Origin of the sequence: Flavobacterium aerium (assembly GCF_030766725.1) — a bacterium.
In the GTDB taxonomy this organism is placed as follows: Bacteria; Bacteroidota; Bacteroidia; order Flavobacteriales; family Flavobacteriaceae; genus Flavobacterium; species Flavobacterium aerium.
On record NZ_JARQWR010000001.1, the window covers coordinates 327,804 to 342,064 of the forward strand.

At 33.2% G+C, this 14,261-nt stretch carries 14 protein-coding genes; 11 read left to right on the forward strand and 3 right to left on the reverse strand.

The genetic code is table 11. The features are described from left to right. Window positions 1-63 precede the first annotated feature (63 nt). Window positions 64-2,820 carry a TonB-dependent receptor gene (locus tag P6733_RS01560; RefSeq protein ID WP_306349821.1) on the reverse strand — a complete coding sequence of 919 codons (2,757 nt, stop codon included), beginning with the start codon at window positions 2,818-2,820 and terminating at the stop codon, window positions 64-66. Window positions 2,821-3,009: 189 nt separating this feature from the next. On the opposite strand from P6733_RS01560, the gene P6733_RS01565 reads away from it, so the two are divergent. Both P6733_RS01565 and P6733_RS01570 read left to right on the forward strand, forming a co-directional pair. Next, window positions 3,010-3,693 (forward strand): response regulator transcription factor, encoded by a 684-nt coding sequence (locus P6733_RS01565; protein WP_306349822.1) that lies wholly within the window; start codon window positions 3,010-3,012, stop codon window positions 3,691-3,693. A 2-nt stretch (window positions 3,694-3,695) separates the two neighbouring features. Continuing rightward, window positions 3,696-4,739 carry a sensor histidine kinase gene (locus tag P6733_RS01570; RefSeq protein ID WP_306349823.1) on the forward strand — a complete coding sequence of 348 codons (1,044 nt, stop codon included), beginning with the start codon at window positions 3,696-3,698 and terminating at the stop codon, window positions 4,737-4,739. Here P6733_RS01570 and P6733_RS01575 read toward each other — a convergent pair. Continuing rightward, entirely contained in the window at window positions 4,722-5,768 is a 1,047-nt protein-coding gene (locus tag P6733_RS01575) for a glycosyltransferase (RefSeq protein ID WP_306350031.1), read from the reverse strand. The genes P6733_RS01570 and P6733_RS01575 overlap by 18 nt on opposite strands. A gap of 108 nt (window positions 5,769-5,876) precedes the next feature. Here P6733_RS01575 and trmB point away from each other — a divergent pair, with 108 nt between their 5' ends. The 9 genes from trmB to P6733_RS01620 all read left to right on the forward strand — a co-directional run bounded on the left by trmB (window position 5,877) and on the right by P6733_RS01620 (window position 13,366). Next, complete coding sequence (gene trmB / locus P6733_RS01580; RefSeq protein ID WP_306349824.1) at window positions 5,877-6,551, forward strand: tRNA (guanosine(46)-N7)-methyltransferase TrmB; 675 nt, start codon at window positions 5,877-5,879, stop codon at window positions 6,549-6,551. After that, the gene (locus P6733_RS01585; protein WP_306349825.1) at window positions 6,552-7,187 is read left to right on the forward strand and encodes a LysE family transporter; all 636 of its coding nucleotides are present in this window, start codon (window positions 6,552-6,554) and stop codon (window positions 7,185-7,187) included. It abuts the gene before it with no gap. A 9-nt stretch (window positions 7,188-7,196) separates the two neighbouring features. Beyond that, window positions 7,197-7,538: an MGMT family protein gene (locus P6733_RS01590; RefSeq protein WP_306349826.1), complete on the forward strand. Its 342-nt coding sequence runs from the start codon at window positions 7,197-7,199 to the stop codon at window positions 7,536-7,538. A 152-nt stretch (window positions 7,539-7,690) separates the two neighbouring features. After that, window positions 7,691-8,821 (forward strand): Mrp/NBP35 family ATP-binding protein, encoded by a 1,131-nt coding sequence (locus tag P6733_RS01595; protein ID WP_306349827.1) that lies wholly within the window; start codon window positions 7,691-7,693, stop codon window positions 8,819-8,821. Between the two features lie 2 nt (window positions 8,822-8,823). Continuing rightward, a complete protein-coding gene (locus tag P6733_RS01600; RefSeq protein WP_306349828.1) occupies window positions 8,824-9,063 on the forward strand; it encodes a NifU family protein in 240 nt (79 codons plus the stop codon). Window positions 9,064-9,282: 219 nt separating this feature from the next. Then, window positions 9,283-10,335 (forward strand): NAD(P)/FAD-dependent oxidoreductase, encoded by a 1,053-nt coding sequence (locus tag P6733_RS01605; protein WP_306349829.1) that lies wholly within the window; start codon window positions 9,283-9,285, stop codon window positions 10,333-10,335. A 2-nt stretch (window positions 10,336-10,337) separates the two neighbouring features. Further along, entirely contained in the window at window positions 10,338-10,664 is a 327-nt protein-coding gene (locus P6733_RS01610; RefSeq protein WP_306349830.1) for a 2Fe-2S iron-sulfur cluster-binding protein, read from the forward strand. Window positions 10,665-10,830: 166 nt separating this feature from the next. Beyond that, entirely contained in the window at window positions 10,831-11,643 is an 813-nt protein-coding gene (locus P6733_RS01615; protein ID WP_306349831.1) for a hypothetical protein, read from the forward strand. Next, window positions 11,636-13,366, forward strand: coding sequence for a patatin-like phospholipase family protein (locus tag P6733_RS01620; protein WP_306349832.1), 1,731 nt, complete (start codon window positions 11,636-11,638; stop codon window positions 13,364-13,366). The genes P6733_RS01615 and P6733_RS01620 overlap by 8 nt, the downstream gene beginning before the upstream one ends. Before the next feature lie 36 nt (window positions 13,367-13,402). Here P6733_RS01620 and P6733_RS01625 read toward each other — a convergent pair whose 3' ends face one another. Next, window positions 13,403-14,185 (reverse strand): DUF3050 domain-containing protein, encoded by a 783-nt coding sequence (locus P6733_RS01625; RefSeq protein ID WP_306349833.1) that lies wholly within the window; start codon window positions 14,183-14,185, stop codon window positions 13,403-13,405. Window positions 14,186-14,261: the final 76 nt, after the last annotated feature.

The window sequence follows — 14,261 nt, forward strand, 5'->3', positions numbered from 1 at the left end:
TATAACTAAAAAGAGCAGCTTTTTAAGGCTGCTCTTTTAAATAAAATATTCATTATAACTAACTTAGAATATGTCGTATTTTATTCCAACGCTGAAGTCTAGTCCAGCCTTGAAGTTGTAGGTGTCAATATCACCTTCTTGATTTTCTTGAACTCTTCTGATTTTACTGTTCAAAAGATTTTTAACATTAAAACTCATGCTTAAACGTTCTCCAATTTTAGCACTTGAGATAAAGTTTAATGTTGCAATACCTTTTTCTACAATGTTACCTCTATTGAAAGATCCTAAAGAGTAGATGCGATCGTGGAAATAATTACCTACAATAGAAATTGTTGGTCTGAAAGTTCCGCTTTCAATTCTATACGTAAGATCCGCATTTACTAATAATGGAGATGCTCCTTGTAAACCATCTTTGGTGTCATTGAAATTTACACTCAAAGTATTGTTTGTATCGTCGGCTACTTTTTGTGAATCTAATTTTTGTTCAGAATACATGTAAGTAAGATTCACACCACCTGATAAAGCTTGTTTGTTATTAGTTTCATCTAATTTCCAAAGATCTTTTCTCACTTCAAATTCAGCTCCAACAACGTAAGCATAGTCACCAGCATTAACAAAAGTATTGTCGTTTAATGCAGAGTTTAATAATACTTTACTGATTGGATTTTTAATGTATTTACCAAAACCTGTAATCGAAATTAATTCATCTTGGCTAGGGAACATTTCCCATTTTAAATCAAGATTGTAATTGTCAGATGGTTTTAAGAATGGGTTACCCACAGAGTTTTCTCCAATTCCTTCATATCTGAAAGGTGCTTTTTCTTTAAATTCTGGTAATGTATATGTTTTGCTTAAAGCTGCTCTTAAGTTTTGAGTGTCATTCAAACTGTATTTTAAGGAAGCAGTAGGTAAGATGAAAGTCTTATCGATTTTTGCATTACTGAATGTAACATTTGGAAGAGAGATATTTGTATCCCATTTTAATTCTTGTAAAACTTTTTCTGCTCTAACACCAATCGTATAAGTCAGTTTTTCTGAAATATTTTGTTCGAAATTTACATTCCCTGCATGGATGCTTAAATCACCATTATAGGTAAAAGGCGTTAAGCTTCTTACACGACCTGTAGTCATATAATAAGTATTAGCGATATTTGGTGCAGAAGCTAAATTATCTGGATTTAAGAAATCATCAATTGTTCCTGGTGTTGTTGGAATTGAACTACTTCCAAATCTGAAATTGAATTGTGTTGCTTTAAAATCTCTAGATTTAATTCTTCCGTTGTATCCAAAACTTAATTTACCCGTATACTCATCATTAGCATTCTTTAGTATTTTATAAGTGAAAAGTGCTTTTGCAGAAAATTCATTTTCATCTATAAATTGGAAATAACGATTGTTAGAAGATGGTGATTGAGTATCAAAGAAATAAGAACCATTATTTAATAATAAATTATTGGTAATACGGTCTGGTAAGTCAGCTTTTACAATTCCGAATGAAGTACCCCAATTGAAGTTTAATCTTTCGCTGATGTTGTGATCACCTAATAACTGATTTACAAATAATTTGTTTTGTTCAGTAAGTGTTTGTCTTGTGTATTCGTAACGATCATCACCATTCCCAAGGAATCTGTCATACTCACCGACAGTACTTTTTGATGTATTTACAAATATGCTATTTACTTTAATAGTGTTATTTGAATTGATTTTATAAGCAACGTTGGCTAATAAAGTAGTTTTTGTAGAAAATTCATATTTGTCTACATTGTAATAATCTACTGGAATATTATTATTTGTTGTTCCAACGATTCTTTGGAATCCATTTTTATACTTATATCCATTTTCATAAGATGCGGTAGCAAATGCACTAATTTTCCCATTTTCTCCAACATCAAAACTAGTACCACCAGAAATTCCAAAATTGTTGTTTACTGGTTTTCCTTCGCTATTTGGAGACCAACGTGTTTTGAATCTATAATCATCAACCGTTTTTGGTGCTTTTGTGTTGTAAAAACCAGTTGTTTTAACACCATCTGCTACTTTGAAATCTGTTCCAAATGCATTATTGTTTAAGCCACTTCCAATTTCAATTCGAAGTTTTCCTTTTCCAGATTGTTCTTTAGAGATAATGTTGATGTTTGCACCACCTACATCTCCAAATTGCTGAGTACTGTATGTTTTGTTTACGCCAATAGATTGGATTACATCTGTAGAGAAAATATCCAAAGCAACGTTTTTGTTTTCAGGTTCATTTGAAGGAAGAGGCAATCCGTTTAAAGTAGTACTATTATAACGATCTCCTAATCCACGAACAAAAATTCCGCTATTTCCTTCTTGTTTTGAAATACCAGTAACTTTCGTAACAGCAGCAGCAGCATCACCTACACCTTTTCTAGATAATTCTTGTGCTCCGATACTTTGTGTTATTGTAACTGCTTTTTGTTGTTCTAATAATAAAGCCGATTCTTTTTCTCTATTAACGGTAGCTTTAATAACTACATCCTCTAGTTTTACACTGTCAGCTCCTAGCGCTTGATTAATTGTTTTCTTTTCTCCTGCTTTAACTGAAAAAGAAACTTCTACGTTTTCATAGCCTAAGAAGCTAAATACAAGAATGTGGTTTCCAGGAGTAACTTGAATAGCATATTTTCCATCAATATCTGTATTAGTAGATATTTTACTACCTTTAACTTGGATATTTGCAAAAGGTAAGCTTTCATTGTTCATTTCTTTATCTGTTACGATTCCTGAAATTGTACCTTTGTCCTGCGCAAAACCTATCGTAAAGATAAATAGGGTGATAAATAATAATTTGAATTTCATTTTGTGTGTGTTGTGTTGTTAATTTTGGGCAAAGAAACAGTCATATTGTAAAGTTCGTGTTATTCGCCTGTTACTTTTAAGTATTGAGATTATTACCAAATCGTTAACATATTAAATTACAGTTAACACATATAATCGTTTTGTTTTATATTTACATTTACAACCGCATTAGAAGCAATTTTCCCGATTATGAAAAAAAAAGAAATTAAGATTTTATTAGTAGATGATGAACCGGATATCTTAGAGATTGTAGGTTATAATCTTTCGCAAGAAGGTTATCAAATTGTCACTGCAAGTAATGGTAAAGAAGCGGTACAAAAGGCTAAAAAAGAAGTGCCTAACCTAATTATCATGGATGTGATGATGCCAGAAATGGATGGGATGGAAGCTTGTGAAAATATCCGTAAAATTCCAGAGTTGAGTAATGTAATTATTACCTTTTTGACAGCAAGAAGTGAAGATTATTCTCAAGTTGCAGGTTTCGATGCTGGTGCGGATGACTATATTACGAAGCCAATTAAGCCAAAAGTATTAGTTAGTAAAGTAAAGGCATTGTTAAGAAGACTTAAGGAAGACGAACAAAATGCAGATATTCTAAATGTTGGTGGAATCGAGATCAATAGAGAAGAATATAAGATTATCATGAGTGATCAAGAGATTGTTCTACCAAGAAAAGAGTTTGAGTTATTTTATTTATTAGCTTCAAAACCAGGAAAAGTATTCAAAAGAGAAGAAATTTTAGATAAGGTTTGGGGTAATGAAGTAATCGTAGGTGGCCGTACTATTGATGTACATATTCGAAAATTAAGAGAAAAAATTGGAGAAGAATTGTTCAAAACCATCAAAGGAGTAGGTTACAAATTTGAAATATAAGAATGTCGGCTAGTTTTAAAAAAACGTACCGTTTTGCCATAAAGTCTTCGCTATATATAACGCTTTTTTCAAGCTTATTTGTAGCGGGACTTATTACGGCATTTTTTGAGTTTTCACTCATATTCTGTTTAATCTTTACAGTTTCAGTATTCATCTTTTCTTTTTTTGTACTCCAATATAGAGTTGAAAAATTCATTTACAAAAGAGTAAAAAAAATCTACGATGATGTATCATTATTAGAATCTAGTAGCTTTAGAAAACAGCCAATCATGACCGATATGGCTACGCTTACCAGAGAAGTGCAAAAGTTTGCTAGAGACAAAAAGATAGAGATTGAAACACTTAAAATTAGAGAAGAATACCGAAGAGAATTTTTAGGGAATGTATCACACGAACTAAAAACTCCTTTGTTTACTGTTCAGGGTTATTTATTGACATTACTCGATGGAGCAATGGATGATAAAAACATCAGAAAAAAATACCTTCAAAGAGCGGAAAAAGGAGTGGAACGACTCATTTTTATCGTAAAAGATTTAGATATGATTACCAAACTTGAGGTAGGCGATTTAAATTTAGTATATAGCGAATTCAATATTATAGAAGTAATTCAAGGAGTATTTGATCTTTTAGAAATGAAAGCATCAAAAATGAATATTACATTGACGTTTGATGTACGCTATATAAAACCAATCATGGTATATGGTGACCAAGAAAAAATCCAACAAGTGATTACCAATTTAATTGTGAATTCGATTAAGTACGGTAAGCAAGATGGAACAACCGAAGTTGGTATAGAAGATTTAGTGAATAATAAAGTCATCATCCGTGTAACAGACAATGGAGAAGGGATTGAAAAACAAAATATCCCACGTCTTTTCGAACGTTTTTATCGTATTGATAAAAGCGGTGCCCGAACCGAAGGAGGTTCAGGCTTAGGCTTGGCGATAGTGAAACATATTATGGAAGCCCACGACGAGAAAATCTATGTAGAAAGTCAGTTTGGAGTAGGTTCCGAATTTTCTTTTACCTTAGAAAAGTCGAAATAATTCGGTCCATGTAATTTCAGTATTGAAACTCTTCAAGCATTTGTAAGAGTCAAGCTCCAATAAATCACTTACCTTGAAATTAGCCTGTTTTGCATACGGAAATAACCCTTCTTTTTTTAATTTTTTAGCTAGATATTCCTGTTCATACTGACCTGGTGTTGGGATGAAAAAAGCCTTTTTGCCCAATTGTGCTAAATCCATGATTGTGGTGTATCCAGAACGGCATAATACTATTTCACTTTGATTAAATGTAGTTTCTAGCTCACTAGTATTCATGAAGTTGTAATACGTAATATTGCCAGATTGCAACATACTCTGTTCTGCCTCAACTTTGCCTTTGATGAAAACTACAGGATTATCATAAGACTTTAATTCTTCGCTTAATATGTCTTCAAGCATTCCTCTTTGTGGCTCTGGACCAGAAAGAATAACCATAAGCTTATATTTTTTATCGATTGCTTTTTTATGAAGACGACTAAGTGGGCCAATGTATTTTAAATGCATGAAAGGATTGCTTAAATGGCCTAGTTTCCCTGTTAAATTAGGTTTCCCTTCCAAGTCCGGAATCCAGCACTCATTGAATTTTTTAATAAAAAACTGATGCATTTTACTTGTAATCCAAGTAGTATTTCCTGTAAGTACATTCAATTGATGTGTAATAAAGGCACAAGGAATCTTTTTACTGAAAACACCCAGTCGGTTGTCGGAAATGACACCGTCAATATGATATTCTTCAATCCAATTATTGATGATTTTTCGTTCACGAATAATAGCCTTAATCATTTTTGGACTGTTCCAAATAATTTTCCATTTAAAAAAATGTTCATTTTTGGCATAAACAATCTCATAAGAAGGTAATGTTAAGTGTTGCAAATGCGGAAATTCTTTTTTTAACATTTGCAAAGCCACTCCGTCTGAAGCCAGAATCGGAATATAACCATGTTCTTCTAATGCGTTGATAATTGGAATACAGCGTGTAGCATGTCCTAGGCCCCAATTTAGTGGAGCGACTAATATTTTTTTAGGAATATTTTTCAAAAGCTTTCTTTTAAAGGTAGATCAATTTGGTTACTGCAATATAAAATGATTAGAGTTCTTATATATTTCCTTAATTTTACCAAAAATTTAATTTTAATCGTGGGAAGCAAAAATAAATTAAAGAGATTTAGAGAGAACGAAACCTTTTCTAATGTCTTTCAGCCAACAAGAGAAGAAGTAGTAAGTTTATCATTTCCTTTAAAAGGAAAATGGAATAAAGACTTTTTCAAAAATGATAATCCATTAGTACTTGAATTAGGCTGTGGAAAAGGAGAGTATTCTGTTGGATTAGCAGAACGATATCCGAATAAAAACTTTATCGGTATTGATATCAAAGGAGCTCGTTTTTGGAGAGGTGCTAAGACTGCTCACGAAGATAATTTGAATAATGTCGCTTTTATTCGAACACAAATTGAATTGATTGATTGTCTTTTTGATCAAGGTGAAGTAGATGAAATTTGGATTACTTTTCCAGATCCTCAAATTAAGTATAAACGTACAAAACATCGTTTAACGAATACTGAGTTTCTTCAATTGTATAAAAAAATATTGAATAAAGACGGTGTGGTGAATTTAAAAACGGATAGCGAATTTATGCATGGATATACTTTAGGATTATTGCATGGTGAAGGACATGAAGTTTTATATGCAAACCATAACGTTTATCATAATGAAGGAAGTCCTGAGGAAGTAACAAATATTCAGACTTTCTATGAAAAACAATATTTAGAGCTAAAGAAATCAATTACCTATATCAAATTCAAAATTAAATAAATGGGTTACGCTTTACCGTTAGTTTTAGGTTTTATTACAGCTTCAGTGGGGGTCACTCCGCCAGGGTTGATTAATATGACTGCGGCCAAAGTTAGTCTTAATGACGGTCGGTCTAGAGCAATTACATTTGCTTTGGGTGCAATAATAGTTGTTTTTATACAAACGTATATTGCTATACTTTTTGCTCGATTCATCAATAAAAGACCCGATATTGTAAACCTATTACAAGAAGTCGGGTTAACCATATTTTTAATCCTAACGATTTATTTTTTTTTCATTGCAAAAGAAACAAAGGTAAAGGAACAGGATTTGAAGGAAAGAAGTAAAATGGGACGATTCTTTTTAGGAATGTTGCTCTCGGCACTGAATTTCTTTCCAATTCCCTATTATGTTTTTATAAGCATAACACTATCTACTTATAATTACTTTTATTTTGAAAAATCATTTATAATAACATTTGTTTTAGGAGTAGTTTTAGGCTCCTTCACAGTGTTTTATTTATATATTATTTTCTTCAAAAAAATACAAGCCAAGTCCTCCTTTTTTATGTCCAATATGAACTATATGATTGGATCTGTCACAGGACTTATTTCAGTGATTACTATTATTAAGTTAATTAATAACTATATCCAATAAAGAATTTCTATGTCTGACAATAACGATAATTTTTTCGAAAGAGTTTACGCTGTTGTTAGACAAATACCATACGGCAAAGTTACTTCCTATGGAGTGATTGCAAAACATTTAGGAACTGCCCGATCTGCAAGAATGGTTGGTTGGGCGATGAATGCATGCCATGGCAGAGAAGATGTTCCAGCACATCGCGTAGTAAACCGATTTGGGATGCTCAGTGGGAAACACCACTTTGAAGGAACCAATCTCATGCAACAATTACTAGAAAGTGAAGGATTAGTTGTAGTGGATAATCAAATTATTGATTTTGAAAAGCATTTGTGGAAACCCACTAATACTAATAGCGATTCATAAAAGTAATTACAGCTTCTTGTAAAGACTATAACTCTTTTTTATTATTTCATCAATAAATTCAATTCATTAACTTTAGTTTATGAAGTTTTCATACTATCTTTGTAATTTAGAATAATTCTTAGTTAAGGCATTGGAAAAGAAGATATAAGCATATGAAATTAGATAGAAAAGAAATCCTCAAAGCGCTAGAAACTATATCTATAGCTGGTGAAGGTAAAAATATGGTTGAAAGTGGAGCAGTACAAAACGTAATGACTTTTGCTGATGAAGTAATGGTTGATTTGGTTTTGACTAATCCTGCATTACACATTCGTAAGCGTGCAGAAGTGGATATTATGAAGACGATTCATGATTTGGTTTACGAAAAAGCGAAAGTAAAAGTAAATATAAAAGTAGAAGCTCCAGAGAAACCTGAAATTAAAGGTAAGGCTATTCCTGGAATCAAAAATATTATTGCTGTTGCCTCTGGAAAAGGAGGAGTCGGTAAATCTACCGTTACAGCAAACTTAGCGGTTACATTAGCAAAAATGGGATTCAATGTTGGGGTTTTAGATGCTGATATTTATGGACCATCTATGCCAATCATGTTTGATGTAGAAAGAGAAAAACCAATCTCAATTACATTAGACGGAAAATCTAAAATGAAACCAATTGAAAATTATGGCGTTAAAATGCTGTCTATCGGTTTCTTTACACAACCAGATCAAGCAATTATTTGGAGAGGTCCAATGGCTTCAAAAGCATTAAATCAAATGATTTTTGATGCAGATTGGGGAGAATTAGATTTTATGTTAATCGATTTACCTCCGGGAACAGGAGATATTCACTTATCAATCATGCAATCATTGCCTATTACTGGAGCAGTAGTAGTGAGTACTCCGCAAAATGTTGCGTTAGCAGATGCTAAAAAAGGAGTAGCAATGTTCATGCAGGAAAGTATCAATGTTCCAGTATTGGGAATTATAGAAAATATGGCTTACTTCACACCAGAAGAGCTTCCAGAAAATAAATATTATATCTTTGGAAAAGAAGGTGCAAGAAATTTAGCAGAAGATTTAGGTGTTCCGTTTTTAGGCGAAATACCATTAGTTCAAAGTATCCGCGAAGCAGGAGACTATGGACGACCAGCGGCTTTACAAACTGCGACTACATTAGAAGCTTCATTTGAAGAACTGGCGCGTTCAGTAGTTCAAGAAGTAGTAAGTCGTAATGAAAGCTTACCGCCTTCAGAAGCCGTTAAAATTACTACCATGGCTGGTTGTTCAGCCGTAAAGAAAAAATAGTTATGACATCAGAAGAATTAATCGTTAGCGTAGAGAAAGCATTAGAAGAAATTCGTCCATTTTTGAATTCAGATGGAGGTGATATTACTTTGGTTGAAATCGTAGAAGACAAGCATGTAAAGGTACGCCTTGAAGGTGCGTGTGTAGGATGTAGTGTGAATCAAATGACCTTAAAGGCCGGAGTAGAAACTACGATTAAAAAGTTTGCTCCTCAAATCGAGACTGTAGTAAACGTAGCTTAATCTTTAAAAGAAAAGATCTTTTTAGATCAAAAAATGCAGCTATTATTTTCGTTGAAAAATGAAAGTAATAGCTATTGCATACCTTATAAGAAAGTTAAAATTTGTCAGTGAAGAAAAACTATTTTATTGTATGGATAGAAAACAAATAGTAGCTGACATATATCATAGTTAAGGCGAAAAAGTATAAATAACTTTGAGCAAAAATTAAATATATATACAATGATTGAAACAGATATACTTATTATTGGCGCAGGTCCCACAGGGCTATTCGCTGTTTTTGAAGCAGGATTACTAAAATTAAAATGCCATTTAATTGACGCTTTGCCACAACCAGGAGGGCAATTATCTGAATTATATCCTAAAAAACCAATTTACGATATTCCAGGTTATCCAGAAGTTTTAGCAGGAGATTTAGTTGATAATTTAATGGAACAAATTAAGCAGTTTCAACCAGGATTTACACTGGGAGAACGTGCTGAAACTATTGAAAAATTAGAAGACGGAACATTCATCGTTACTACACATAAAGGAACACAACATCATGCAAAAGCAATTGCAATTGCAGGAGGATTAGGGAGCTTTGAGCCTCGTAAACCGTTGATTGAAGATATTGAATTCTACGAAGAAAAAGGAGTAGAGTACTTTGTGAAAAATCCAGAACAATTCCGCGATAAAAGAATTGTTATTGCTGGAGGAGGAGATTCTGCATTAGATTGGAGTATTTTCTTATCAAATATTGCTTCCCATGTAACATTGATTCACAGAAGAAATGAATTTAGAGGAGCTTTAGATTCTGTAGAAAAAGTACAAGAGCTTAAGAAGGAAGGTAAAATCCATCTTATTACACCTGCAGAAGTAGTAGGTCTACAAGGAGCGGAGCATTTAGAAGCAATTGATATCGAAGAAAATGGCGCACACCGAACAATTAAAACAGACTTCTTCATTCCATTATTCGGACTATCTCCAAAATTAGGTGCAATAGCGAACTGGGGATTGGAGATTGAAAAAAATGCTATTAAAGTAGATAATTCATTAGATTATCAAACGAATATACCAGGAATATACGCTATTGGAGATGTGAATACTTATCCAGGGAAATTAAAATTAATTTTATGCGGATTCCATGAGGCAACTTTAATGTGTCAAAGTGTATATCAACGCATCAACCCAGGTAAAAAATATGTCTTGAAATATACAACCGTTAGTGGAGTAGATGGTTTTGATGGAACTAGAAAAGAAGCAGAAAAACAAGTTGTAAAATCGATTGAATAACTATGGCTACAGATGTTACCATAAAAATAAAAGATCGAGAAGGAATTATTCATGAACTCCTAGCGCCTACAGATATGGCGATGAATCTAATGGAGTTATGTAAAGCATATGATTTACCTGTAGAAGGAACTTGCGGAGGTATGGCAATGTGTGCATCATGTCAATGTTATGTACTGTCAACCGATATTATTCTACCTGAAATGGGAGATGAAGAAGAAGCGATGCTTTCCGAAGCCTTTTATGTTAAAGAAAATAGTAGGTTAGGATGTCAACTTCCAATAACCGAAGATATGGATGGATTAGAGCTAGAATTAGCCCCAGAATATTAATGAAAAGCGAGATTTATTCTCGCTTTTTTTATGGATTAAATTGAAGTTAAGCGAGTACTAAGAATAGGATTAATTTTAAATTTTATTTTCATTCAAGGAAATAAAAGGCTAAGTTTATATCATATAATAGAATGCCTCAAGTCTAACCTTTCATAATCTTTTTTGTATGGCCAATTTACAATGGTATCCAATTAATCCGCTATTAAAAGAGGATGGGTCATTTTACGCTTTGTCATTTGATGATAATGCCGAAGAGTTAAAGCCTGTCGCTTTAACAGGAAATGATAATCCGTTTGCTCAATTCAGAGTATTACAAAGCAGCATAAATTTACAAACAGCAGCCAGTTTAGGAGTTGCTTTAGGATCAGGAAAAGGAGCGTATAAATCTTTTTTCCTGAGTTATGAAGCCATGCTTTTTACAGAAAAAATTTCCACACAGCCCATAGGAGGGAAAATCTACGGAACACGATGGGGGGCTGGTTTAAGAGTGATTTTGAAAATTAGTGATGTACAAGCCAATGCTAGTTTTAATTTTGGAATGATAGCTGCGGCTTCTGAATTAGGTTTAGCAAATGTGGAATATGAAATCAATGGTATTGGTATAAATAATCCTGCTATTTTGGAAGTATTGCCTGGGCCAGGACAATTCAATTTTGATAACTATACTAAAATATTAAATGCAGCGGATGAAATCCGTAAGTACATGGCCAAAAATCCAGGACAGCTTCGGGCAGAACCTTTTCAGGTTTTTATTTCTGATGAATTGGAATCCGATGTATTGAAAGACTCACAAGCTGTAATTTTTGCAGCCAATCAATTGCGTGATCGAAAAACAATTGGAGAAGCAATCATTGAAGCTAAAGGAAGATACGATATTGATATCATAAAAATGTTTTATGCTAAAATGGGAATTTTAGACCAAAATTTGAAGCCAACGAGAGAACATAAAAACCAAGCAGAATCCTATTTAAATGTCTGATAACGAAAATAAAGAAGTATTCAAAATCTGTTTAACAATGGCGGGAGCCGTTTCAGCCGGAGCATATACTGCGGGTGTAATGGACTACATGCTAGAAACTTTGCACCTTTGGCAAGAAGCTAAAGAAAAAAATAAAAAATTAGGAACTGAACACCCTGATTATGATTTTTCAATACCAATGCATGAAGTCGAAATTGATGTAATCAGTGGATCTTCTGCAGGTGGTATTACAGGTTCTTTAGTATTGCTAAATGCAGTAGATAAAGAACATACTTTTGTAAATCGTGATAATCATTTTGGGAAAAACAATCGGTTTTATCAAAGTTGGGTCGAAATGGCAGATGATGAAGAAGGTGGTACATTAGATAAACTATTGGAAACGGGAGATATCGAACCCGATAAAAAGCCCGAATCATTACTCAATACACGAGCAATAGATCTGATAGCAGATAAAGTAATGCAAATTAAGGATATGAAGCCCTATCCGCCCTATATATCGAAAAGTCTAGACTTAGTACTTACCACTACAAATTTGCGCGGAATCAACTTTAAAATCGATTTTCATGGAAATGATAATTCCAGTACAATTATTACACATCATGGCGGTTTTTTCAGATATAAACTAACGAACGATGAATATGTGCCGGGAATTCCTGTTGGAGAAGATTCATTGTATTTTGTGTTGGATTTATATAATCCCAGAGATGTAAAATATCTTAAAGATGCTACTTTAAGTACAGCTGCATTTCCGATCGGATTAAAATCAAGAGAAATCTCAATTTCACAAGAATATGTTAGACGCTATCCCAAATATCTTTTTGGTAAGAAAAAAGGGATTACAGCGATTATTGAAGAAGATGCAAACTATTTATTCAACTCAATTGATGGAGGGTTAATTAATAATGAGCCTTTTGGTATTGGTGTGAAGATTCTGAAAGAAAAGAACAAAACAGATGTTAAGGCGGATCGATATGCGGTCATCATGATTGATCCATTTCCAAATCAGGATCATTCGACCGATAAAAAAAATCCTGGACGCGATATCTTTTCAATTGGAAAAGGAATGTTTAAAGCTTTGCGAAATCAAGTTCTTTTTAGTCAAGACGGTGTTTTAGATGCCTTAGAATTAAGTGATCGTACAAAGTTTCTAGTAGCTCCAGTGCGTAAAATAATGTTTGGAGGAGAATATGTTCGAGCAAAAAGTGATTTAGCCTCTGCGCCATTAAGTGGATTTGCAGGGTTTTTAGATAAATCCTTCCGACACCATGATTATCATTTAGGAAGGCAGAATTGTCAATCCTTTTTACGCTATTATTTTGCAGTTACAGACGAAACTATTGCCGATCGATTAAATAGTATTCCGCACTCAAAAGCGAAAGAACGATTTAGTTTTTCTGAACCTAAAAAAACGGTAGGTGGAGCAATGTTTTTCCCTATTATTCCGGATGTGAGAATGCTTAATGCCTTTGAGAATATAGTCGACACTGAAGGTCATGGAACAGATGCAAAATTAGAATACCCTGAATATCCAAGTTTTGACATGAAAGTTTTTGAGAAAAATTATAAAACAAAAATCAAACGAAGAGCTGAGGTAATAACAAACCGATTAGTGAATAATTTTTGGTTTGGAATTGTGAATCGATTAATTATTAGAAGAAAAGCCTATGAGTCGATTCAAGAAGTGATCCAATCAGAACTTAACGATGCAGACTTATTGAAATAAAAAAAAACCGGTTTGTAAAAACCGGTTTTTTTGTGATTAAGCCATAGTGGCTTGATCCACTATTTTTTCTTCGATAGCATTCCATAATCCTATTCGAACTTCAAGAGCTTGTGTAGAAACTTCTTCCACTTCCTTCCATTTATGAGCATCTTCACCACATAATTCAGAAACCATCTGTAACGCCATTGGACCATGCTCATCAGCATCAAGTTCAATGTGTCTTTCAAAGTAATAAATTAATTTGCTTAAATCCTTTTCTGGAAAATTTTCCTGAAAGTTTTTTAAGATTTCGGTAAACATAGATGGAATTAAATCCTCCCTTCCAAAAGTAAAGGCAGCAGCAATTTCATGAGGTTTACCTTCTTCAATTACTCTGAAAGTAAAATCAAGGAACGTTTTAATATTAATATGAAGATCACTTTGTTTAATCGCTACAAATATGTTTTGTAGTGAAACCACTTCAGTAATAAAATTTTCTATAGTTTGAGTATCAGCACCACAAGAAACCATGGCATCAAGATACATTTCATAATGACTCTGCCTTTTGCCATCCAGTGTAAGATCAGTCTCTTCAGCCAGTACAATTTCATTAATTAAATAACGAATTTCTGGATTTCCAGTAGGTAACCAAGGTGTAACAGTACAAGTAAGTTTAGACTGTAGCGCTTTTAAAAGTGACATGAAATCCCAAACAGCAAATACATGACTCTCAAGAAAGCGATGCAAATCGTCAATGTTCTGTACTTTTTTATACAGGGAATGTTCTAGTAGCCTTTTTTTGAGCGGTTGAATACTGTTGTTAATAGTTTCAATTGTCATAATTTTTTTTGCAAATGTAAAAAAGCTTCACGTTACCATGAAGCTTTTTTTATTGATTTTATATATAATAGAATAG